This window comes from Acidovorax sp. M14, from assembly GCF_049331375.1.
In the GTDB taxonomy this organism is placed as follows: domain Bacteria; phylum Pseudomonadota; class Gammaproteobacteria; order Burkholderiales; family Burkholderiaceae_C; genus Acidovorax.
Genome location: NZ_CP186263.1, coordinates 1,012,178 through 1,035,886 on the forward strand (window position 1 = coordinate 1,012,178; position 23,709 = coordinate 1,035,886).

Sequence of the window (23,709 nt, forward strand, 5' to 3'; positions counted from 1 at the left end):
CGGTTTCCGCCCCGCCAGCCTGAGGGGTGGCCTAGGGGCGTCAGGGCGATCAGTTACGGAACAAGTCCAGGATGCGACTGCGCTCTTCAGAAGGAGGAGGCGCCTGGGGGGCTACCGCCGGAGATACGGATCGGTCTTCCACACCCACGCTCGAAACACCCGCGTTGCGCGCGTATTCCTCGTAGAACCACTCGCCGCCCACATTCACGACACCGGGCGGCACCGTGGGCTCCATCACCGGCACACCCTTGAGCGCGCGCTCCATGAAGCTGATCCACACCGGCAGGCTCAGCCCGCCCCCGGTTTCCCTGCTGCCCAGATTGCGCGGCGTGTCATAGCCAATCCAGGTCACGGCTGCGATGGTCGGCTGGAACCCGGCAAACCACGCGTCCACCGAATCATTGGTGGTGCCGGTTTTGCCATAAAGATCGGGTCGCTTCAGGGTCGCCTGAGCGCGTGCTGCAGTACCGGTGCGGGTCACTTCCTGCAACAGGCTGCTCATGACAAAGGCGTTGCGCGCATCAATGGCACGTGGCTGTTCACTCAACGCGGGAGGTGTGATCTCTGAAATCACCCGGCCCTTGTGGTCGGTGACCTTGGCGATCAGCCAAGGGTTGATGCGGTACCCGCCGTTGGCGAACACCGAATACGCAGAGGCCATTTGCAGAGGCGTCACTGAGCCTGCACCCAGCGCCATGGTCAGGTAGGCGGGGTGTTTCTCGGGGTCGAATCCAAACCGTCCCACCCATTCCTGTGCCGTCTTGGGGCCTACGGCCTGCAGGATCCGGATGGAGATCATGTTCTTGGACTTCGCCAAGCCGGTGCGCATGCTCATGGGGCCGTCGTACTTGCCGTCGTAGTTCTTGGGCTCCCAGGGTTGGCCGCCGGTGACACCCGCATCGAAGAACAGCGGGGCGTCGTTGATCACAGTGGCGGGGGTGAAGCCTTTTTCGAGCGCCGCCGAGTAAATGAAGGGCTTGAAGCTAGAGCCCGGCTGGCGCCAGGCCTGCGCCGCGTGGTTGAACTTGTTTTTGTCGAAGTCGAAGCCACCCACCAGTGCACGAATGGAGCCGTTACGCGGGTCCAGAGCCACAAAAGCGCCTTCCACTTCGGGCAGCTGTGTAATTTCCCAGGCGCCCTTGGGTGTCTTGACCACACGGATCACAGCCCCACGCCGTATCTTGATATTGGGAGGGGCCTTGTCGCTGAGACCTGATTGAGCAGGCTTCAGTCCATCGCCTGTGATCTCGACCGAATCCCCGTTGGCACGGGCGGCCAGGATGCGTTTGGCGGATGCCTCCAGCACCACCGCGGAGAGCACGTCGCCGTTGTCCGGGTGGTTGGCCAGTGCGTCATCAATGGCGTCTTCCACCTCCTGGGCGCTGGCAGGCAGCGCCACAAACTTTTCGGGCCCCCGGTACTGCTGGCGCCGTTCGTAGTCCATGATCCCACGCCGCAAGGCGACATAGGCCGCCTCTTGTTCTGCAGCATTGAGGGTGGTGTACACATTGAGACCGCGTGTGTAGGCCTCGTTGCCGTACTGGGCAAAGATCAGCTGGCGGGCCATTTCCGCCACGTATTCAGCGTGGATGCGGGTGTTGTCGGGCCCCGTGCGGATTTTCAGTTCTTCTTTCTTGGCTTGCTCTGCTTGTTGTGCAGTGATGAAGCCGTTTTCTTCCATCCGCTCGATGATGTACTGCTGACGAGCGCGGGCACGTTTCGGATTGCTGATGGGATTGTAGGCAGATGGAGCCTTGGGCAAACCGGCAAGCATCGCAGCTTCTGCGATCGAAACGGATTTGAGCGGTTTACCAAAATAAGCTTCGGAGGCGGCTGCAAAACCGTAAGCACGATTGCCGAGGAAAATCTGATTCATGTAAATCTCAAGAATCTGATCTTTGGTCAGCAAATGCTCCAATTTGAAGGTTAGTAAGATTTCGTAAATTTTGCGAGTAAATGTTTTTTCTGAAGACAGATAAACATTGCGTGCCACCTGCATGGTGATCGTAGAAGCGCCTTGGCTTTTTACCCGGCCCAGATTGGCGAGACCCGCACGCAGAACGCCTTTGTAGTCCACCCCGCCGTGCTGGAAGAACCGGGCATCTTCAATCGCCAAAACGGCGTCTTTCATGACCTGCGGAATCTCGCCGATGGGTGTGAGGTTGCGACGCTCTTCGCCAAACTCGCCCAGCAGCGCCCCTTCCGCTGAGTACACCCGCAGTGGCAATTTGGGGCGGTAGTCCGCCAAGTCAGAGATGTCCGGCAGGTTGGGGTAGGCCACCGACAGAGCCACGGCGATTGTGAGCGCCAGGCCCACGGCTGCGGCTGCCGCCAGTCCTGTGATCCAGAGGGTGATGCGAACCAACCAGCGAAGCCAACTGGGGCGGGTGCGAACAAGAGAGGAGTCCGACTTGTCGGAGGACTTCGAAGGGGAGGGCGGCATATCGCTCCGATGGGGTAAGACCGCCCATTATAAAAATGTCCACCGCTGGGGCTCGAAATCCAATTTCGTACTTGGCAAGGTGCCGCCGAAAGGCTTCCGGTAGTGGCCGAGTGGTATTGCAGTGCCCAGAAATTTCGTCTGCTTTTGGCAACGCTCCTCGGACGTTACAGGGGGAAAAATCTTTGCTGGAGAACTATCTTACTGATAGCATTCATGTGAAGTGTTAAGTTTTGTTGCCTCATTTTGGCAAGTTACAGGGGACCAATCTTGATCTCAATGGGGTCTTTGTTCAATCGCCAGTCTGCTCCGCTGCTGGGAATCGACATCAGCTCCTCCAGTGTCAAGCTGGTGGAGTTGGGGCGCGATAAGGCGGGTAGTCTGGTCCTAGAGCGTTGCGCGATCGAGCCACTGGAGCGGGGCTGGATCACCGATGGCAACATCGAAAAGTTTGACGAAGTGGCGGACGCATTGCGTCGCTTGGTCAAGAAAAGCGGTACTCGAACCAAAAACGTCGCGCTTGCGCTGCCCCCTTCCGCAGTGATCACCAAGAAGATCACGCTGCCAGGTGGTATGACCGAGCAGGAGCTCGAGGTCCAGGTGGAATCGGAGGCCAACCAGTACATCCCGTTTTCGCTCGACGAGGTGAGCTTGGATTTTTGCGTTATCGGTCCCAGCAAAAACGCCCCAGGGGATGTTGACGTTCTGATTGCCGCGTCCCGGCGTGAAAAAGTCCAAGACCGACAGGGCTTGGCGGAGGCCGCCGGGCTGAAGCCCGTGGTGGTCGATATTGAATCCCATGCATCACGACTGGCTGCTGGGCGCCTCATTGAAGCGCTGCCTAATAAAGGCGTGGATGCGATGGTGGCCCTTTTCGAGGTGGGAGCACTGACGACCAGCATGCAGGTGATCCGGAACGAAGAGGTTCTGTATGACCGTGATCAAGCCTTTGGCGGCGCCCAGCTTACTCAGTTGATTGTTCGTCAATATGGCTTCTCGGTTGAAGAAGCCGAGAGCAAAAAACGCAGTGGGGATTTGCCAGAAGACTATCAATCAGCGGTCCTTCGTCCTTTTGTCGACAGCATGGCCCAAGAGATTGGACGTGCCCTGCAGTTCTTCTTCACCAGCACGCCGCACAACCGTGTTGACCACATCATGTTGGCGGGGGGCTCAGCCCCGCTGCCAGGTCTTACAGAGGCTGTCACCCAGCAAACTGGCTTTGCATGCAGCGCTGTCAATCCTTTTGATGGCATGGAAATCGGAAGTTCCGTGCGACTGAAAAAAATGGTGCGTGAAGCGCCGTCCTACCTGACCTCTTGCGGTCTCGCTATGCGGAGGTTTTTGCAGTGATTCTCATCAATCTATTACCGCATCGTGAGGAGGCGCGTAAGCGTCGCAAGGAGGCATTCCAAGCGACGATGTTTGCGTCTGTTCTGCTGGGTCTTGTTATTGCCGGAGCTATCTATTGGTGGTTTCAGATAATGATCGCCGACCAGCAAGGAAAAAACACCTTTCTTCAGCAGGAGATTAAAGTTCTGGAGGGGCAGATTAAAGAAATCGCATCCATCGAAGATGAGATTGCTTCTCTAAGTGCGCGCCAAAAGGCAGTAGAAGATTTGCAGTCTGATCGAAATCTGCCTGTTCACCTGCTCACTGAATTGGTTAAACAATTACCCGATGGAGTTTATGTCACGGCGATCAGACAAGCTGGGCAAACCATTACTATGCAAGGAATGGCTCAGTCAAACGAGCGGGTTTCTGAGTTGTTGCGCAATTTGGCAAGCAATACTCCGTGGTTGGCCAAACCTGAGTTGGTGGAAATTACGGCAAGTACAATATCAGTGACTCCACGCGATCAGCGTCGAGTTTCTTCATTCAACTTGAGATTTCAACTCGTGCGTGCGAGCGAGGCTCAAAAAACTATAGCAGCTGCAGGTGCTACGACTTCTTCGCCGGGGGGGAAATGATATGGCGAAACCAAAAATCAATACTGTGAGTTTTGCTGATCATCTGGGCACACTGCAGCGGCAATTCAAAAATTTAGACACGCGAGACCCTTCCATTTGGCCCTTGTTGCCGAAACTGCTACTTTGCTTTTTCATTGTGGGAGCGGTAGCGATAGTGTCTTGGTTCGCTTTTTTACAGGATTATGAAGTCCAGTTGAATGAGGAGCGGGCAAAGGAGTTGGCTCTGCGAACGGATTATCAGAAAAAACTTGTTAAAGCTGTTAGTTTGGATGCTCTGAAAAAGCAGCGAGAGCAAATTCAACAGTATGTTACCCAATTGGAGAAGCAGCTCCCTAGTAAGGCTGAGATGGCAGCATTGCTTTCTGATATCAATCAGTCAGGGCTGGGGCGGAGTCTCCAGTTCGAACTTTTTCGACCTGGCCAAATTGTAGTAAGAGATTATTATGCAGAATTGCCAATTTCCATTCGTGTGACTGGTAAGTATCACGATATTGGGGCGTTTGCATCTGATGTTGCGCATCTCTCTCGGATTGTCACCCTCAATAATATGACTATTACCCCTGGGGCTCGGGATGCGCTGGTAATGGATGCCACGGCGCGTACCTTCAGGTATTTGGATCCTGAAGAAATTCAGGCACAAAAGAAAGCCGGGGGAAGTAAGAAATGAGGGGTAAAAAAAGATCTTTGTACACCCTGGTTTTGCTGCTTCTTGGGGGGTGTGCGCCCTCGGGTGAAGAAGAGCTAAGGGCTTGGATGGCTGAGCAACGGGCAAGTACAAAGCCTAGTATTCAACCATTGACGGAGCCGAAAAAATTTGTGCCCGAGGCTTATTCGGAAGAAGGATTTATAGAGCCATTCAATCAAGCCAAGCTAACCCAAGCATTGAGGCGTGACTCCAATCAGGTAGCTGCGAATGCTGCTCTTATTGCTCCTGAGACGACTCGCCGAAAAGAGCCTCTTGAATCTTTTCCCTTGGATTCAATGGCAATGGTTGGTAGTCTGAATAAGGCGGGTGCTCCTACGGCCCTTGTGAAAGCCGATAATTTAATTTATCAAGTTAAAGTGGGAAATTATCTTGGCCAAAACTATGGAAAGATAATAAAAATAACTGAAAATTCGATTCAGTTGCGTGAAATAGCTCAGGATGCAACCGGCGATTGGATAGAGCGTTCAGCTTCGCTTGATCTGCAAGAGGGTAAAAAATGAAACGATATAGTAGCGATTTTCTTAATTATTGCCGCGGAGCTGCTATTGGCGTTTCAGCTCTTTGTATCTCTTTGGGAGCTGCAGCTCAAGGTGCGATAAGCGCAATTTCCGCGAGCGTCCAGGCTGGGGTCGAAACGCTTAAAATCGATTTTTCTGAGCCCATAGCAGGAGTGCCCACAGGTTTCGCGACACAGTCGCCACCAAGAATTGCGTTGGATTTCCAGGGTATCGTGAATGCTTCCGGCAAGTCGGTCTATGAGATTAATCTCGGGAATTTGAAATCGGTAAATGTCGTTCAGGCAGGCGATCGTGCTCGTATAGTACTTAATCTTAAAACCCCCACAGCATACAGAACAGAGTTACAAGGCAACTCACTCCTGCTTGCCATGGAGTCCGGTCAGTCTGAGGCACAGGTTAGTTCGACTCGTTCTTCGGTATTTTCGGAAGCCCAAAATCGAGAGATTCTTCCACTAAAAGATATTGATTTTCGCCGCGGAGCTGATGGATCCGGAAGAGTGGTAGTGAATCTTTCCAGTAATCAAGTTGGTGTTGATCTCCAGCAGCAATCCAAAGGAATTTCTGTTGAGTTCATGCGCTCTTCGCTACCTGAAGGATTACGTCGACGGTTGGATGTTACGGACTTTGGGACACCTGTGCAGAAGATAACGACGGTTGAATCCGGCGAACGAGTCCGCATGTTGATCGAATCTGCTGGTGAGTGGGAACATAGTGCATATCAAACTGATAATCAGTTCGTGGTTGAGGTCCGTCAGAAGAAAGTTGATCTCACAAAGCTAACTCAAGGCCCTGGTTATTCTGGGGAAAAGCTCTCGTTAAATTTCCAGAATATTGAAGTCAGATCCTTGTTGCAGGTTATCGCTGATTTTACTAATTTCAATATTGTGACTTCCGATACGGTCACTGGTGCATTGACGCTGCGGTTGAAGGATGTTCCATGGGATCAGGCTCTCCAGATAATCATGGATGCTAAGGGCCTAGGCATGAAAAAGACAGGGTCCGTGCTTTGGATAGCGCCAAAAGATGAAATTGATGCGCGTACTAAAAAAGACTTTGAAGCTGCGCAGGCAATTCAGAAGCTCGAGCCCTTGAAGACCCAAGCTTTTCAATTGAACTATGCAAAAGCAGCTGACATTCTTACCCAGCTCACTACAAACACAAGCTCAGCAGGCGGCGCTAACGTGACGCGTTTTTTATCGGAGCGGGGAAGTGCTATTTCAGAGCCTAGGACTAATCAGCTATTTGTGACGGATACCCCTGCTAAGCTGGAGGAGGTTCGGTTATTATTGGCGAGTTTGGATGTTGCTGTACGCCAAGTGCTCATCGAAGCAAGAATTGTAGAAGCTAGAGATACATTTGGCCGTTCGCTTGGAGTTCGGTTAGGAGGTACTGATCTCCGTGCTAATCGTGGTGGTGATGGCGGTTACGGCATTGGTGGCGACAACCGTGTAGCGTTCGGCACATCCTACAACAATGCAGTTGCTTCTAGCGGTGCCGGGGGTACTACAAATACAAGCGGCAATTTTGTTAATTTGCCAGCAAGCTTGTCTAATGTTGCTAGTGTTGGAAGCTTTGCCCTTTCGATTTTTAATTCGGCTGCGAATAGATTCCTGACACTCGAACTATCCGCCATGGAGGCGGACGGCAAAGGGCGTATTGTTTCAAGTCCGCGTATTATTACGGCAGACCAAACAAAGGCTCTGATTGAGCAGGGTACCGAATACCCGTATGCGGTAACTGCCCCCAACGGTGCTACTACGCTGGCTTTCAAGAAGGCGGTGCTTAAATTGGAGGTGACGCCTCAGATTACCCCTGAGGGCAACATTATTCTAGATTTGGATGTTAATAAGGATAGTCGAGGTGAGACTACCACTCAAGGCGTAGCAATTGATACTAAGCATGTAAAGACTCAAATTTTGATTGAAAATGGTGGAACGGTTGTGATTGGTGGTATTTTTGAGATGGAAGAAACAAATCAGGAGAATAAGATTCCCCTGCTGGGTGATGTTCCTGTTGTTGGTAATCTTTTTAAGAGTAGAACCAAAGAGTCATCAAAGCGTGAAATGCTTGTATTCATAACGCCGAAGGTCATTTCCGATAATAGCCCTAGAAAATAGTTAATACCTTTATAATTGATTATGAAAAATATTATCAAATCTATACTTGTTGTTGTGACGAGTGTTATGGTGGTTGCATGCGGCGGTGGCGGTGGGGGCGGTGGAACCCCCAACGGTCCATCTGCAACGTTACGAGTCTACCCCCCTGTAGATACCGTTAGTTTGCCCGTCGGCGCTGCAGGTTCTACGGGCATTGAAGTCCGCGGGGGTAAAGCTCCCTACGGAGTGATTAGTTCCGATGCATCCGTAAGTGCAACGTTGTCGGCAGATGGCATATTGTTTATTGCGGGGAATAGTGACGGCACATCAACCTTAACGGTATATGATGAAAGTTTGCCTGTTCAGCAAGTGAAAATTACTGTGACGGCTAAGGCTGTCCCCCTGGTAAGTAGCGCAGGCACATCAATTACATTGCGTCCAAATCAATCGTTGCAATTTAACGTTAGAGGCGGGGCTGCGCCTTATTCTGTGAACAGTTCTGACACAAGTATTGTGAGTGCATCTATTTCGGGATCCACTGTGACACTATCAGGTCTTCCGAAAGCAGGGAATGCGACTATTTTGGTTACTGATGCCGCCGGCGCTACATTGACCATCACAGCTACAGTTCAGGTGAGCACAATGAGCGTGTCGCCTGCTTCTATTACTGGTCCAGCCGCTACCAGCAATACTATAACGATCAATGGCGGAGTGGGGCCGTACACCGTAAGCTCAACTAACACCGCTGTAGCTACCGCATCGGTTTCAGGCTCTTCGGTGTCGGTCTCACTGGTTGCCCAGGGCTCTGCAGACATCAAGATAACAGACGCCGCTGGAACCTCCGTTGTTGTCTCCGTTACTGTAAATACCAGCGTTTTGCAAGTTTCGCCGGCCAACCAAACTGTAGACGAAAAGAGCTTGACATCCACTACGCTTACTTATTTGATCGCAGGTGGGACGCCTCCATATACGCCTCTGGTAAGTCCAGCTGATAAAGCATTTTTTACCGCGCTATCTATTACTGCGAACGCGCTTACCGCGACTCTGCCGGATTCCGCCACAGGTCCTAGGTGTGTGACTGCCGATAAGGTGATTCCGATTGATGTTTATGACTCAAAACTTGTCAAACAAACTGTATCAGTTACTATCAAAGACGGCGGTGCTGTGGCTTGCCCATAAGGTTTCTGCAATCTGAAAAAAAGGCCAATCTCGAGTTGGCCTTTTTTATTTTTGAGCTGTAATTTGAGATGGGTGATTGATTATGAATATTGTTAATATTGATCTGGGTGATAGGGCTTATCGAATACTGATTGATCGGAATATAGATTTGATTCAACACCTTGAAGGTGTTTCTTATAAATATCGAGTGGCTGTGATTGTCACAAATACTACTGTTGGTGGTTTGCATTTGAATCGAGTTGTAGGTTTGCTTGCTCGCATCTTCGAGGGTGTGCATGTTATCGAGTTGCCGGATGGAGAAAAATATAAAAGTTGGGATTCGCTAAATAGTATATTCAATTCGCTTTTGGGTTGGCAGTGTGATCGAAAGACGACGTTGTTTGCCCTTGGCGGTGGGGTGATTGGAGATTTAACGGGGTTTGCTGCTGCAACATATATGCGCGGCATACCTTTTGTGCAACTTCCTACTACATTACTCGCTCAAGTTGATTCTTCAGTGGGGGGGAAGACTGCAATTAATCACCCGCTCGGAAAAAACATGATCGGGGCTTTTTATCAGCCCCAACTGGTTGTTTGTGACTTAAACACATTGAGTACCTTGCCTGATCGCGAACTGCGCGCGGGTTTGGCTGAGGTGATTAAGTATGGTCCCATTGCCGATGTCGCTTTCATGGAATGGCTGGAGCAAAACTTGAACGCTGTTTTGGCCAAAGAGACGGCGGCATTAGCCCATGTGGTGCAGCGTAGCTGTGAAATCAAAGCTTGGGTGGTAGGCCAAGACGAAAAGGAGTCAGGCCTACGCGCGATATTGAATTTCGGTCATACTTTTGGTCATGCTATTGAAGCTGGAATGGGTTATGGTGTGTGGCTCCATGGAGAGGGAGTTTCGGCCGGCATGGTGATGGCTGCAGAACTCTCCCGACGGTTGGGGCTGATAGATTCCGAATTTGTACAGCGACTAATCACATTGATTCAGCGTGCCGGTTTGCCTGCAAAAGGACCTGTAATAGATGTTGGCGACAACGCTGGCCGCTATTTAGAATTGATGCGGATTGATAAAAAGGCCGAGGCGGGTGAAATACGTTTTGTCTTGATTGATGGCCCCGGAAAGGCTGTAGTGCGAACCGCACCAGATTCCCTGGTTCGCGAAGTCATTGATGCCTGCTGTGAATGAATATTAGTAAATGGCTAGATAACTATTTCGACAGATCTTGTATGTTGTGCGGTGAAAGGCGGCAAGGGTGATTGGGCGTGCAAATTTGTTACTTGGCGCATCTGATCCGACACAAAGCCGTGGGCGGCGTTATTTGGAGCCTTCAGCACCGACCCGGACCGAATACCAGCGCGACCGCGATCGAATCGTCCATTCCACAGCATTTCGCCGGCTTGTCTATAAGACGCAAGTCTTCCTGAACCACGAGGGGGATCTGTTTCGGACACGGTTGACCCATTCTTTGGAGGTCGCGCAACTCGGGCGGTCTATTGCGCGTTCGTTGCAGATCAACGAAGACTTGGTAGAGGCTATCTCTCTGGCCCATGATTTGGGGCACACCCCGTTTGGGCATGCGGGTCAAGACGCCTTGAATGGCTGCATGGCTGACTTCGGGGGCTTTGAGCACAACTTGCAGAGTTTGCGGGTAGTGGACCAGCTGGAAGAGCGTTACCCAATTTACGACGGACTCAACCTCACGTTCGAGACCCGGGAGGGGATTCTCAAACACTGCTCACGTACTCATGCTTTGCAGTTGGAGGCCGTGGAGCCCAACGGAGTCGGTGCGCGCTTTTTGCGCAATGAGCGGCCAAGCTTGGAGGCGCAGTTGTGCAATCTGGCAGACGAGATTGCGTACAACGCGCACGATGTTGATGATGGTGTGCGCTCCGGGTTGATTACCTTGGCGCAGTTGCAAGAAGTACCTTTGTTTGACGCATACCGTTGGTCAGCCCAGAGGGAACATCCTGACCTCAGCGCGCCATCAATGCAACGTCGCTTGTTGTATGAGGCCATCCGGCGGATGCTCAGCGCGCAGGTGTACGACGTCATTGACACCACAAAAGCCGCGCTGCAAGAGCATGCGCCGGCTCATCCCAATGAGGTGCGGAGGCTCCCGGTTCTTGTGAGCTTTGGTGGCGAGATGCGTGAACGCTCCACTACACTCAAGCGATTCCTCTTCAAGCATCTCTACCGGCATCCCAGGGTGATGGAGACTACTGGTCATGCCCAAGAAATCGTGCGTGACTTGTTCGATGCATACATGGCGCGGCCTGAAGAAATGAAAGCTGCCTTTACCGCGCGGGCCTTAGAGGGCGACAGGTACGGGCGAGCTCGGGTGGTGGCCGACTTTATTGCCGGAATGACGGATCGCTTTGCGGTACGGGAACATGAGCGCCTTACAGGGCGTCGCTTGTTGCAGGAATAGCACCCGGTCAGGATCGTAGTAAGGGGTGAGTTGCAGTTGGTTTGAATGCCGCTCGTCGCTGGCGTTGCGCAATATTCAGGTTGCGGTAGCCACTGCCGCTTGGACCATGCCTTGCGCGTGCATGTGCATTCGTTACTACTGCCGTGTCTTATCCGGGTTGAGCGTCTCCCGACGGAGCGATCGGGCTCTACGGTGGGCCGCCGCTATCGCGAGATCCGCTAATAACTCACACCGATAAAATCCCACCTCTACCCTTGCGCTTTTGCGCGCGCCCATGACATCCTCCGCCACCAACGCCGCAAAGGCGCTTCCCTATTCTGAATCTACAGATACCTACGTCCAGGACACCGTCCGGTGGTTGGAGAGGGCCGTCATTGGGTTGAATCTCTGTCCCTTTGCCAAGTCGGTGCATGTCAAAAGGCAGATTCACTATGCGGTGACGTTGGCAACGACCGGGGAGGATGTGCTGGCGGTGCTGCGCGAAGAACTCCAGGCGCTTGCAAACACACCCGCTGAAGTCAGAGACACTACGTTGGTGGTGGTCCCGCATTCCTTGCAGGACTTCTTGGACTTCAATGACTTTCTGGGTGATGTGGAGGACGTGGTGCACGACATGGGGTTGGAGGGTACGCTGCAGGTCGCAAGCTTTCATCCGCAGTTTCAGTTCGCGGGCACCGATGCGGACGACGTGACCAATTGCACCAACCGAGCTCCTTACCCTACGCTGCATTTGCTGCGCGAGGCCAGTATTGACCGAGCGGTTTCAGTCTTCCCCGAGGCGGAAACCATCTTCGAGCGCAACATGGAAGTGCTGGAAGAGATGGGCATGGCCGGTTGGCTGGCGCTGGACGTGGGCCCTCATGGCAACGGCGGCAAGAGCATCGTAGCCACTGTCGCTACCGATGACATTTCGCCAACACGAGGCCCTGGGGTATGAGTAAAAAGAAAACATCTGCAGTGACGACCGGTAAGCCCGTCCGCGACCTGAGCAAACCCAAGAGCGAGAGTGCTGAGCTGCAGGAATTGCGTCCAGGCCAATCGGTAGAACTGCTCAAAGAACTGCACATCCTTACCCGGGATGGCCGTCTCAATCAGGACTCGCGCCGCAAGCTCAAGCAGGTGTACCACCTGTTCAATTTCATCGAGCCCTTGCTGACAGAGCTATCTGTGCAGGGAAATGGGCCCACGCTGGCGGACCACGGCGCGGGCAAATCCTATTTGGGTTTCATCCTGTACGACCTGTATTTCAATGCGCTGGGTCACGGGCATATCTATGGGGTGGAGACACGGGCGGAGTTGGTAGAGAAGTCGCGCGCGCTCGCGCAACGGCTTCATTTCGAGCGTATGTCGTTCCTGAATCTGTCCGTGGCTGAATCCGCCGATGCCCGGGAGTTGCCCGACCAGATCGATGTGGTCACGGCCTTGCACGCCTGCGATACCGCTACCGACGACGCCATCGCATTTGGGCTGCAAAAGAAGGCCCAGGCCATGGTTCTGGTGCCTTGCTGCCAAGCCGAAATGGCGGCCTGCCTGCGTCAGGGTAAGGCCCTTCAGTTGGCGCGTACCCCACTTGCGGAGCTGTGGCGCCACCCGCTGCACACCCGCGAACTGGGCAGCCAAGTGACCAATGTGCTGCGCTGCCTGTATCTGGAGGCGAGCGGTTACCAAGTTACCGTGACCGAGCTGGTGGGCTGGGAGCACAGCATGAAAAACGAACTCATCATTGCGCGTTACACCGGCCAGAAAAAGCGCAGTGCGGCCGAGCGCTTGCGGGCGCTCCTTGCGGAATTTGGTTTGGAGAAAGTCATGGGCGCACGCTTTGGCGTGGATGCGGTGACAGGCCTGGAAATCCACCCGACCTCCCTCTGACAGCACCCACACAGCGAGCCCGCCCGGTTCTGCGGCAGGCGGGTGCTTTCCTTGGGCAAGTGTGGATGCTGTGTGTTGCCACATCCCATTCAAATAAGGGACAGGTCTATGATCGCAGGCATCCTATTTCTGACTCAAAACCATGGCTCGTCTGCCACGCCTGACCCTGCCAGGTCATCTGCACCACGTCATCCTGAGGGGTAACAACCGCCAACCCATCTTCCACGGCGCTGAAGATTTTGAGGCACTGCTGACGCTGTTGAAAGACGGCGCACCCAAAGAGACCGTGGCGGTCCATGCCTATGTGCTGATGGACAACCATTTCCACTTGCTCGTCACTCCGGCGACGCAAGACGGCCTGCCCCGGATGATGCAGGCGGTGGGCCGGCGGTATGTGCAGTATTTCAATCGCCGACACGCCCGTACGGGCACCCTCTGGGAGGGGCGGTACCGGTCCACCGTATTGCAGCCGGAACGGTATTTGCTGGCATGCATGGTGTATCTGGATCTCAACCCTGTGCGGGCCGGGTTGGTGCAGCAAGCTGCGGACTACGCCTGGTCCAGCCATGCGCACTGGGTGGGCTTGCGAAACGACCGGTGGCTGGCACCCCATGCGCTGTACTGGGCTTTGGGCAACACCCCGTTTGCTAGGGAGGCGGCGTACGCAGCGCTGGTTCAGGCTGGTTTAGGGGCGGCGATGCAAACGTCGCTGACCGATTCGGCACTCAGCGGGTGGGCCTTGGGTGATGCGGAGTTCCTGGAAGGGCTTCAGCAGCAAACGCCGCGCCGTGTCACCCGGGGGGCGCCTGGCAGGCCACGAAGTATCAAAAACATAGCTAAAGAAGGTTGATGCGAAGGTGCTATATGGTTTATTTGCTATTATTTTTGATATGTCCCCAATAATTGTCCCGCGGCGCATGGGTTTTTGTAAATAAGAATCTGACCCCATTTAATTTGCTTGCCAACATATGCTGCAATGCACTAATCTCGGCTCCCCTGCGAAAAATATAGGAGTGCGCCATGACCACGGCTGCCGAGATCCAGCATCTGCAACAACACGGTTTGTATTCATCGGGTAACGAACACGACGCCTGTGGCCTCGGTTTTGTGGCTCACATCAAGGGCATCAAGCGCCACGACATCGTGACGCAGGCCCTGAAGATTCTGGAAAACATCGACCACCGTGGTGCGGTGGGTGCCGACCCGCTGATGGGCGACGGCGCCGGCATCCTGATCCAGATCCCTGACGCGCTGTACCGGGAAGAAATGGCCAAGCAAGGCGTGACCTTGCCGGCGGCTGGCGAATACGGCGTGGGCATGATCTTCCTGCCCAAGGAGCACGCTTCCCGCTTGGCCTGCGAGCAGGAGATGGAGCGCGCCATCAAGGCCGAAGGCCAGGTGTTGCTGGGCTGGCGCGATGTGCCGGTGAATGTGGACATGCCCATGTCCCCCACCGTGCGCAAGAAGGAGCCCATCCTGCGCCAGGTCTTCATCGGCCGTGGCAACGACGTGATCGTGCAGGACGCGCTGGAGCGCAAGCTGTACGTGATCCGCAAGACGGCCAGTGCCAACATCCAGGCCCTCAAGCTCAAGCACAGCAAGGAATACTACGTTCCGTCCATGTCCAGCCGCACGGTGGTGTACAAGGGCCTGCTGCTGGCCGACCAGGTGGGCGTGTACTACAAGGATCTGTCGGACGAGCGCTGCGTCTCGGCCATCGGCCTGGTGCACCAGCGTTTCTCCACCAACACCTTCCCCGAGTGGCCGCTGGCCCACCCATACCGCTACGTGGCGCACAACGGTGAAATCAACACCGTCAAGGGCAACTACAACTGGATGAAGGCCCGCGAAGGCGTGATGGCATCGCCTGTGCTCGCGGCCGACCTGCAAAAGCTCTACCCGATCAGCTTTGCCGACCAGTCCGACACCGCCACGTTCGACAACTGCCTGGAACTGCTGACCATGGCCGGCTACCCCATCAGCCAGGCCGTGATGATGATGATCCCCGAGCCCTGGGAGCAGCACACCACCATGGACGAGCGCCGCCGCGCCTTCTATGAGTACCACGCCGCCATGTTGGAGCCCTGGGACGGTCCGGCCTCCATCGTGTTCACCGACGGCCGCCAGATCGGCGCCACGCTGGACCGCAATGGCCTGCGCCCTTCGCGTTATTGCATCACCGACGACGACCTGGTCATCATGGGGTCCGAGTCGGGCGTGCTGCCCGTGCCTGAGAACAAGATCGTGCGCAAGTGGCGCCTGCAGCCCGGCAAGATGTTCCTGATCGACCTGGAACAAGGCCGCATGATCGACGACGACGAGTTGAAAGCCAACATCGTCAACACCAAGCCCTACAAGCAGTGGATCGAAAACCTTCGCATCAAGCTCGACAGCATCGAAACCGGTGCCCAGGCTGCCGCGCCTCAGGCCGCTGACCTGCCCCTGCTGGACCGCCAGCAAGCCTTTGGCTACACCCAGGAAGACATCAAGTTCCTGATGGCGCCCATGGCCAAAAATGGCGAGGAAGGCATCGGCTCCATGGGCAACGACAGCCCGCTGGCCGTGCTGTCGGGCAAGAACAAGCCGCTGTACAACTATTTCAAGCAGCTGTTCGCCCAGGTGACGAACCCGCCGATCGACCCGATCCGCGAGGCCATCGTGATGTCGCTCAACAGCTTCATCGGCCCCAAGCCCAACCTGCTGGACATCAACCAGGTCAACCCACCGATGCGGCTCGAAGTGAGCCAGCCCGTGCTCGACTTTGCCGACATGGCCAAGCTGCGCAATATCGAGCAGTACACCAACGGCAAGTTCAAGAGCGTCACCATCGACATCACTTACCCCCTGAGCTGGGACCGTGAGGGCGTGGAAGCCAAGCTCGCTTCGCTGTGCGCGCAGGCGGTGGACGCCATCAAGGGCGGTGCCAACATCCTCATCATCAGCGACCGCGCCGTGAGCGCCACGCAAGTGGCCATCCCCGCGCTGCTGGCGCTGTCGGCCATCCACCAGCATCTGGTGGTGACGGGGCTGCGCACCACCGCCGGCCTGGTAGTCGAGACGGGCACCGCGCGCGAAGTGCACCACTTTGCCGTGCTGGCAGGCTACGGTGCAGAGGCCGTGCACCCCTATCTGGCCATGGAAACCCTGGCCGAGATGCACAAGGACCTGGGTGGCGACTTGTCTGCCGACAAGGCCATTTACAACTACGTCAAGGCGATTGGCAAGGGCCTGTCCAAGATCATGTCCAAGATGGGCGTGAGCACCTACATGAGCTACTGCGGCGCCCAGCTGTTCGAGGCCATCGGCCTGAACACGGAGACCGTGAGCAAGTACTTCACCGGCACCGCCAGCCGTGTGGAAGGCATCGGCGTGTTCGAGATCGCTGAAGAAGCCATCCGCATGCACAAGGCCGCATTTGGTGATGACCCCGTGCTCGAAACCATGCTGGATGCCGGTGGCGAATACGCCTGGCGCGCCCGTGGTGAAGACCACATGTGGACGCCTGACGCCATTGCCAAGCTGCAGCACAGCACGCGTGCCAACAACTGGAACACGTACAAGGAATACGCCCAGATCATCAACGACCAGAGCAAGCGCCACATGACGCTGCGCGGCCTGTTCGAGTTCAAGATCGACCCGTCCAAGGCGATCTCGATCGACGAGGTCGAGCCCGCCAAGGAAATCGTCAAGCGCTTCGCTACGGGCGCCATGTCGCTCGGCTCCATCTCCACCGAGGCGCACGCCACGCTGGCCGTGGCCATGAACCGCATTGGCGGCAAGAGCAATACGGGTGAAGGTGGTGAGGACGCCGCGCGTTACCGCAACGAACTCAAGGGCATCCCGATCAAGAAGGGCGACAGCCTCAAGAGCGTGATCGGTGCCGAGAACGTCGAGGTCGATCTGCCTTTGCAAGACGGCGACTCGCTGCGCAGCCGTATCAAGCAAGTGGCTTCCGGCCGCTTTGGTGTGACGGCGGAATACCTCTCGTCGGCCGATCAGATCCAGATCAAGATGGCCCAGGGCGCCAAGCCCGGCGAAGGTGGTCAGCTGCCCGGTGGCAAGGTCTCCAACTACATCGGCAAGCTGCGCCACAGCGTGCCGGGTGTGGGCCTGATTTCGCCCCCACCACACCACGACATCTACTCCATCGAGGACTTGGCCCAGCTGATCCACGACCTGAAGAACGTGGCACCCCATGCCGGTATCAGCGTCAAGCTGGTGTCCGAAGTGGGCGTGGGCACCATCGCCGCAGGCGTGGCCAAGTGCAAGAGCGACCACGTCGTGATCGCCGGCCATGACGGCGGCACGGGCGCATCGCCTTGGTCGTCAATCAAGCACGCGGGCGGCCCGTGGGAAATCGGCCTGGCTGAAACCCAGCAGACCCTGGTGCTGAACCGCCTGCGCGGCCGCATCCGCGTGCAGGCCGACGGCCAGATGAAGACGGGCCGTGACGTCGCCATCGGCGCGCTGCTGGGCGCGGACGAATTTGGCTTCGCCACCGCGCCGCTGGTGGTCGAGGGCTGCATCATGATGCGCAAGTGCCACCTGAACACTTGCCCCGTGGGCGTGGCCACGCAAGACCCCGAGCTGCGCAAGAAGTTCTCGGGCAAGCCTGAGCACGTGGTCAACTACTTCTTCTTCATCGCGGAAGAAGTGCGCCAGATCATGGCCCAGTTGGGCATCCGCAAGTTCGACGACCTGATCGGCCGCACCGACCTGCTCGACATGCGCCAGGGCCTGGAACACTGGAAGGCACGCGGGCTGGACTTCAGCCGCCTGTTCGCTCAGCCCAACGTGCCTGCCGACGTGCCGCGCTTCCACGTGGACGTGCAGGACCACAACATCGAGCACACGCTGGACCGCAAGCTCATCGAGCGAAGCAAGCCCGCCATCGAAAAGGGCGAGCGCGTGCAGTTCATCGAGGTGGCGCGCAACGTGAACCGTTCGGTCGGCGCGATGCTGTCCGGCGCGGTCACCCGTGTGCACCCCGAGGGCTTGCCTGATGACACCATCCGCATCCAGTTGGAAGGTACGGGCGGCCAGTCGTTCGGTGCGTTCCTGACGCGCGGCATCACGCTGTACCTGATTGGCGATGCCAACGACTACACCGGCAAGGGCCTGTCGGGCGGCCGCGTGATCGTGCGCCCCAGCATCGACTTCCGGGGTGAGGCCGTGCGCAACACCATCGTGGGCAACACGGTGATGTACGGTGCCACCACCGGTGAGGCCTTCTTCAGTGGCGTGGCGGGCGAGCGCTTTGCCGTGCGTCTGTCGGGCGCCACGGCTGTTGTTGAAGGCACAGGCGACCATGGCTGCGAGTACATGACCGGCGGTACCGTCGTCGTGCTCGGCAAGACAGGCCGCAACTTCGCGGCCGGTATGAGCGGCGGCGTGGCCTACGTCTATGACGAAGATGGCCAGTTCGACACGCGCTGCAACCTGTCGATGGTGACGCTGGAGCGCATCCTGCCCGCCACTGAGCAGGAGGCCACCGTGCCCCGCTCGATCTGGCACAACGGCCAGACGGACGAGGCTCAGCTCAAGAAGCTGTTGGAAGACCACAACCGCTGGACGGGCAGCAAGCGCGCCCGCGAGCTGCTGGACAACTGGGCCGCTTCGCGCAGCAAGTTCGTCAAGGTCTTCCCGACCGAGTACAAGCGTGCGTTGGCTGAAATTTATGAACGAAAAGTGCTGGAGGAGTCCGCTACACCAGCGGTAGCTGCTACCAAAAAAGAAGTGGCTCCCGCCAAGTAAGGCGGCGCCATCCCCCTTCGCACAGCATTCATAGACAAGGACATCGTCATGGGAAAAACTACCGGCTTCATGGAATACGAGCGCATCGAAGAGGGCTACAAGCCCGTGCCCGAGCGCCTGAAGCACTACAAGGAATTTGTCATCGGCCTCGACGAAAGCCAGGCCAAGGTGCAAGGCGCGCGCTGCATGGACTGCGGCACGCCGTTCTGCAACAACGGCTGCCCGGTGAACAACATCATTCCGGACTTCAACGACCTCGTGTACCACGCGGACTGGAAGAGCGCGATCGAGGTGCTGCACAGCACCAACAACTTCCCCGAGTTCACCGGCCGCATCTGCCCCGCGCCTTGCGAGGCAGCCTGCGTGCTCAATGTGAACGACGACGCCGTGGGCATCAAGTCCATCGAGCACGCGATCATCGACCGCGCCTGGGAAGAGGGCTGGGTGAAGCCCCGTCCCGCCAAGCACCAAACGGGCAAGAAGGTTGCCGTGGTGGGCTCTGGCCCCGCAGGCCTGGCCGCTGCCCAGCAACTGGCCCGCGCAGGCCACAGCGTCACGCTGTTTGAAAAGAACGACCGCGTGGGCGGCTTGCTGCGCTACGGCATCCCCGACTTCAAGATGGAGAAGTCGCACATTGACCGCCGCGTGAAGCAGCTCGAAGCCGAAGGCGTAGTCATCCGCACCAGCGTGTTCGTGGGCGCTGCCAAGGACGGTCTGGGCAAGGACTCCAAGGTCACCAACTGGGCCAAGGAAACCATCACGCCCGAGCAGTTGAACAAAGAGTTCGACGCCGTGCTGCTGACCGGTGGCGCCGAGCAATCGCGCGATCTACCCGTGCCTGGCCGCGAGCTCGATGGCATTCACTTCGCCATGGAGTTCCTGCCCCAGCAGAACAAGGTCAACGCGGGCGACAAGCTCAAGGGCCAGATCACGGCGACGGGTAAGCATGTCATCGTGATCGGTGGCGGCGACACCGGCAGCGACTGCGTGGGCACCAGCAACCGCCATGGTGCGGCCAGCGTCACCCAGTTCGAGGTGATGCCCCAGCCCCCCGAAGTGGAAAACCGCCCCCTGACCTGGCCATACTGGCCACTGAAGCTGCGCACCAGCTCCAGCCACGAAGAAGGCTGCGTGCGTGAGTTTGCGATCTCCACCAAGGAGTTCACGGGCGAAAAGGGCAAGGTCAAGGGCCTGACCACCGTGCAGGTCGAGTTCAAGGACGGCAAGCTGGTCGAGATCCCCGGCACCGAGAAGCACTACCAGGCCGACCTGGTGCTGCTGGCCATGGGCTTCGTGAGCCCGGTGGCCCCAGTGCTGGACGCGTTTGGCGTGGAGAAGGACGCCCGCGGCAATGCCCGCGCCACGACCGACTTTGACGGTGGCTACGCCACCAACGTGCCCAAGGTCTTTGCGGCCGGCGACATCCGTCGCGGCCAGTCTCTGGTGGTCTGGGCCATCCGCGAAGGCCGCCAGGCTGCGCGCGCCGTGGACGAGTTCCTCATGGGTTACTCGGACCTGCCACGCTGATCCTGCGCATTGCGCGCCCTCACGGTCACGGCGCCTTCGGGCGCCGTTTGTATTGGTGGGGCTTGGCTTCAAGCTGTGGCAATGACCGGGCGTCAGCCTTCTGGAGGCTTTGTTGGCACAATCAGGGGTTCTGTCAATCCGGGCTTGCCTCGGTCCCACGGGGTGGGGCTCTGCCTGTTGTGCTTTTCTTTACAAACATACGTGAATGTATGTTTGTGTCTTCAGCTACCATCTGCGCTCCGTTTTTCGGGGGCGGGTGGTGTTTTGGCAGGCCCGAATTCCGATCACTCCTTCTTGCATGGCTGAGTCCTCCTTTCTTGCCGAGTTGCGCAACGTCACCTTTTCGTACGGTGACCGCGTGATCCTGCGCGACGTGACGCTGGCGGTTCCGCGCGGCAAGGTCACGGCGCTGATGGGGGCATCGGGGGGGGGCAAAACCACCGTGCTGCGCTTGATCGGAGGGCAGCACAAGGCCCAGAGCGGCCAGGTGCTGGTCAACGGCCAGGACGTGGGGCGCATGGACGTGCAGGCTTTGTATGCCGCGCGCCGGCGCATGGGCATGCTGTTCCAGTTCGGCGCGCTGTTTACCGACCTCAGCGTGTTCGAGAACGTGGCGTTTCCGCTGCGTGAGCACACCGATTTGTCCGAAGACCTGATTCGCGATGTCGTGCTGATGAAGCTGCACGCGGTGGGTCTGCGTGGAGCCCGTGACCTAATGCCCAGCCAGATCTCGGGCGGCATGGCGCGCCGCGTGGCGCTGGCCCGTGCGATCGTGCTGGACCCGGAGCTGGTCATGTACGACGAGCCCTTTGCGGGCCTCGACCCGATTTCACTGGGCACGGCGGCGCAGCTGATTCGCCAGCTCAACGACGCCATGGGGCTCACCAGCATCGTCGTGTCGCATGACCTGGAAGAGACCTTCCGCCTGGCGGACCACGTGATCATCCTGGGCGAAGGTGTGGTGGCAGCCCAAGGCACGCCCGAAGAGGTGCTTGCCAGCCGTGATCCGCTGGTGCACCAGTTTGTGAATGCCCTGCCTGCAGGGCCTGTGCCGTTCCATTACCCCGGCCCTGCCGTGGCGGAGGATTTTGGACCCGTGGGAGGGCGTGCGCTGTGAGCTGGTACAAGCCCTCCGACGTTGGTTTTGCGGTGCGCCACAAGCTCGCCGATATCGGTATGGGCGCACGGCTGTTCGGGCGGCTGGTGCGGTTGCTGGGTGCCACGTTTCTGCGGCCCGCGCTGGTGCGCGACCAAGTGCATTTTCTGGGCAACTATTCGTTGGCCATCATCGCTGTGTCGGGCCTGTTCGTTGGGTTTGTGCTGGGCTTGCAGGGCTACTACACGCTGCAGCGCTACGGCTCGTCCGAGGCGCTGGGCCTGCTGGTGGCCTTGAGCCTGGTGCGCGAGCTGGGGCCTGTGGTCACGGCGCTGTTGTTTGCGGGACGCGCTGGCACATCGCTCACGGCCGAAATCGGCCTGATGCGCGCGGGTGAGCAGCTCAGCGCCATGGAGATGATGGCGGTGGACCCGGTGCAGCGCATCCTGGCTCCACGATTCTGGGCCGGTGTGATCACCATGCCGCTGCTGGCGGCGGTGTTCAGTGCGGTGGGCATCATCGGCGGCTGGATCGTCGGGGTGCTCATGATCGGCATCGACCCCGGCGCGTTCTGGAGCCAGATGCAGGGCGGGGTGGATGTCTGGAAGGACCTGGGCAACGGCGTGCTCAAAAGTGTGGTCTTTGGCTTCACGGTAACTTTTGTGGCGCTGCTGCAGGGCTACGCCGCCAAACCCACCCCCGAAGGGGTGTCGCGCGCCACCACGCGCACCGTGGTCATGGCGTCTTTGGCGGTGCTGGCACTGGACTTCGTGCTCACTGCGCTGATGTTCAGTATCTGACGCTGGCGGTGCTGGCAGTTCTAGGAATCAAAGGTATGCAACGTTCCAAAAACGATCTGTGGGTAGGGCTCTTCGTGATGCTGGGCGCGGTGGCACTGGTGTTTCTGGCGCTGCAGTCGGCCAATCTGCTGAGCCTGCAATTCCATTCGGGCTACCGCATCACTGCCAAGTTCGACAACATCGGTGGCCTCAAGCCCCAGGCAGCAGTGCGCAGCGCCGGAGTGGTGGTGGGGCGCGTGGAGTCCATCACTTTTGACGACAAGACCTTCCAGGCGCGCGTCACGCTGGCCATGGAAGACCGCTACGCGTTCCCCAAGGACAGCTCCCTCAAGATCCTGACCAGCGGCCTGCTGGGCGAGCAGTACATCGGGATCGAGGCCGGTGCCGACGAAAAAAACTTGGCAGCGGGCGACACAATCACGTCCACCCAGTCGGCAGTGGTGCTTGAGAACCTTATCGGACAATTTCTTTACAGCAAAGCCGAAGACGGCGCAAAACCTGCAGGGACAGGTGGCAAAAAATGATGCATTCACTTCTTACATTCCGCGCCAGCATCGCTGGTGACAGGTGGTCGATTTCCCGCCTGGCGACAGGCCTGGCGCTGCTGCTGGGGGGCGTGCTGCTCACCGGGTGCGCCACGGTGGCCAACCCTGACCCCCGCGACCCGCTGGAGTCTTACAACCGCAGCATGACCAACTTCAATGAACAGGTCGATGCCATGGTGCTCAAGCCCGTGGCGACGGCGTATAAGGAGGTCACGCCCGCGCCCGTGCGCACCGGGGTCAGCAACTTCTTTGCAAACCTGGGCGATGTCTGGTCCTTTGTGAACAACGTGCTGCAGCTGCGCGGCGAAGCCGCTGCGTCCAGCTTCATGCGGGTCAATGTGAACACCTTCATGGGCCTGGGTGGCTTGCTGGACATCGCCAGCGAGCTGGGCATTGACCGCTACAAGCAGGACTTTGGCCTGACCCTGGGGCGCTGGGGCGTGGGCACGGGGCCGTATCTGGTGCTGCCCATCCTGGGGCCTTCCACCATCCGCGACACGTTCGCTCTGCCGGTGGACATGAAGGGCAATGTGGTGAGCTACGTGGACCCGGTCTCTGCCCGCAACTCGTTGTATGCCCTGCGCGTGGTGGACACGCGGGCCAACCTGCTGCGCGCCAGCTCGGTGCTCGACAGCGCTGCTCTGGACAAGTACAGCTTTACGCGTGACGTGTACCTGCAAGTGCGCAGCCATGCCGGTGAGGCGCAGAATGCCGACGGCAAGGACGACGGCGGCGCCAGCAACGGCGTACTGCCGGAAGAGCCTCCCCGCTGATGGCCTGCCGGGCGGGGCACCA

18 protein-coding genes are annotated in these 23,709 nt (G+C 57.4%); 17 read left to right on the forward strand and 1 reads right to left on the reverse strand.

What is annotated here, in order from left to right; translation table 11 throughout:
* Nucleotides 1–49: 49 nt before the first annotated feature.
* Nucleotides 50–2,443, reverse strand: a complete 2,394-nt coding sequence (locus ACOYR4_RS04695) for a penicillin-binding protein 1A (protein WP_422848804.1) — start codon at nt 2,441–2,443, stop codon at nt 50–52.
* 267 nt (nt 2,444–2,710) lie between these two features.
* Here ACOYR4_RS04695 and ACOYR4_RS04700 point away from each other — a divergent pair, with 267 nt between their 5' ends.
* The 17 genes from ACOYR4_RS04700 to ACOYR4_RS04780 all read left to right on the forward strand — a co-directional run bounded on the left by ACOYR4_RS04700 (nt 2,711) and on the right by ACOYR4_RS04780 (nt 23,687).
* Nucleotides 2,711–3,790 (forward strand): pilus assembly protein PilM, encoded by a 1,080-nt coding sequence (locus ACOYR4_RS04700; RefSeq protein ID WP_015012658.1) that lies wholly within the window; start codon nt 2,711–2,713, stop codon nt 3,788–3,790.
* Nucleotides 3,787–4,407 (forward strand): PilN domain-containing protein, encoded by a 621-nt coding sequence (locus tag ACOYR4_RS04705; RefSeq protein ID WP_422848805.1) that lies wholly within the window; start codon nt 3,787–3,789, stop codon nt 4,405–4,407. Before ACOYR4_RS04700 ends, ACOYR4_RS04705 begins: the two co-directional genes overlap by 4 nt.
* Nucleotide 4,408: 1 nt before the next feature.
* Nucleotides 4,409–5,074, forward strand: a complete 666-nt coding sequence (locus tag ACOYR4_RS04710) for a type 4a pilus biogenesis protein PilO (RefSeq protein WP_422848806.1) — start codon at nt 4,409–4,411, stop codon at nt 5,072–5,074.
* Nucleotides 5,071–5,613, forward strand: coding sequence for a pilus assembly protein PilP (locus tag ACOYR4_RS04715; RefSeq protein ID WP_422848807.1), 543 nt, complete (start codon nt 5,071–5,073; stop codon nt 5,611–5,613). Before ACOYR4_RS04710 ends, ACOYR4_RS04715 begins: the two co-directional genes overlap by 4 nt.
* On the forward strand, nt 5,610–7,748 hold the full coding sequence (gene pilQ / locus ACOYR4_RS04720) for a type IV pilus secretin PilQ (RefSeq protein WP_422848808.1): 2,139 nt from the start codon (nt 5,610–5,612) through the stop codon (nt 7,746–7,748). The genes ACOYR4_RS04715 and pilQ overlap by 4 nt, the downstream gene beginning before the upstream one ends.
* 21 nt (nt 7,749–7,769) lie before the next feature.
* Complete coding sequence (locus ACOYR4_RS04725) at nt 7,770–8,906, forward strand: hypothetical protein (protein WP_422848809.1); 1,137 nt, start codon at nt 7,770–7,772, stop codon at nt 8,904–8,906.
* A gap of 82 nt (nt 8,907–8,988) precedes the next feature.
* A complete protein-coding gene (gene aroB / locus ACOYR4_RS04730) occupies nt 8,989–10,080 on the forward strand; it encodes a 3-dehydroquinate synthase (protein WP_422848810.1) in 1,092 nt (363 codons plus the stop codon).
* 70 nt (nt 10,081–10,150) lie between these two features.
* The gene (locus ACOYR4_RS04735; RefSeq protein ID WP_422849623.1) at nt 10,151–11,323 is read left to right on the forward strand and encodes a deoxyguanosinetriphosphate triphosphohydrolase; all 1,173 of its coding nucleotides are present in this window, start codon (nt 10,151–10,153) and stop codon (nt 11,321–11,323) included.
* 274 nt (nt 11,324–11,597) lie between these two features.
* Nucleotides 11,598–12,260: a DUF1415 domain-containing protein gene (locus ACOYR4_RS04740; RefSeq protein ID WP_422848811.1), complete on the forward strand. Its 663-nt coding sequence runs from the start codon at nt 11,598–11,600 to the stop codon at nt 12,258–12,260.
* Nucleotides 12,257–13,192, forward strand: coding sequence for a class I SAM-dependent methyltransferase (locus tag ACOYR4_RS04745; protein ID WP_422848812.1), 936 nt, complete (start codon nt 12,257–12,259; stop codon nt 13,190–13,192). Before ACOYR4_RS04740 ends, ACOYR4_RS04745 begins: the two co-directional genes overlap by 4 nt.
* A gap of 142 nt (nt 13,193–13,334) precedes the next feature.
* The gene (locus tag ACOYR4_RS04750; RefSeq protein ID WP_422848813.1) at nt 13,335–14,042 is read left to right on the forward strand and encodes a transposase; all 708 of its coding nucleotides are present in this window, start codon (nt 13,335–13,337) and stop codon (nt 14,040–14,042) included.
* Between the two features lie 170 nt (nt 14,043–14,212).
* On the forward strand, nt 14,213–18,946 hold the full coding sequence (locus ACOYR4_RS04755; protein ID WP_422848814.1) for a glutamate synthase-related protein: 4,734 nt from the start codon (nt 14,213–14,215) through the stop codon (nt 18,944–18,946).
* A gap of 48 nt (nt 18,947–18,994) precedes the next feature.
* The gene (locus ACOYR4_RS04760; protein ID WP_422848815.1) at nt 18,995–20,473 is read left to right on the forward strand and encodes a glutamate synthase subunit beta; all 1,479 of its coding nucleotides are present in this window, start codon (nt 18,995–18,997) and stop codon (nt 20,471–20,473) included.
* A 298-nt stretch (nt 20,474–20,771) separates the two neighbouring features.
* Nucleotides 20,772–21,590: an ABC transporter ATP-binding protein gene (locus ACOYR4_RS04765; protein ID WP_209817662.1), complete on the forward strand. Its 819-nt coding sequence runs from the start codon at nt 20,772–20,774 to the stop codon at nt 21,588–21,590.
* Entirely contained in the window at nt 21,587–22,369 is a 783-nt protein-coding gene (mlaE, locus tag ACOYR4_RS04770) for a lipid asymmetry maintenance ABC transporter permease subunit MlaE (RefSeq protein ID WP_060986013.1), read from the forward strand. Before ACOYR4_RS04765 ends, mlaE begins: the two co-directional genes overlap by 4 nt.
* 35 nt (nt 22,370–22,404) lie before the next feature.
* A complete protein-coding gene (gene mlaD, locus ACOYR4_RS04775; RefSeq protein ID WP_015012671.1) occupies nt 22,405–22,893 on the forward strand; it encodes an outer membrane lipid asymmetry maintenance protein MlaD in 489 nt (162 codons plus the stop codon).
* On the forward strand, nt 22,890–23,687 hold the full coding sequence (locus ACOYR4_RS04780; protein ID WP_015012672.1) for an MlaA family lipoprotein: 798 nt from the start codon (nt 22,890–22,892) through the stop codon (nt 23,685–23,687). The genes mlaD and ACOYR4_RS04780 overlap by 4 nt, the downstream gene beginning before the upstream one ends.
* Nucleotides 23,688–23,709: the final 22 nt, after the last annotated feature.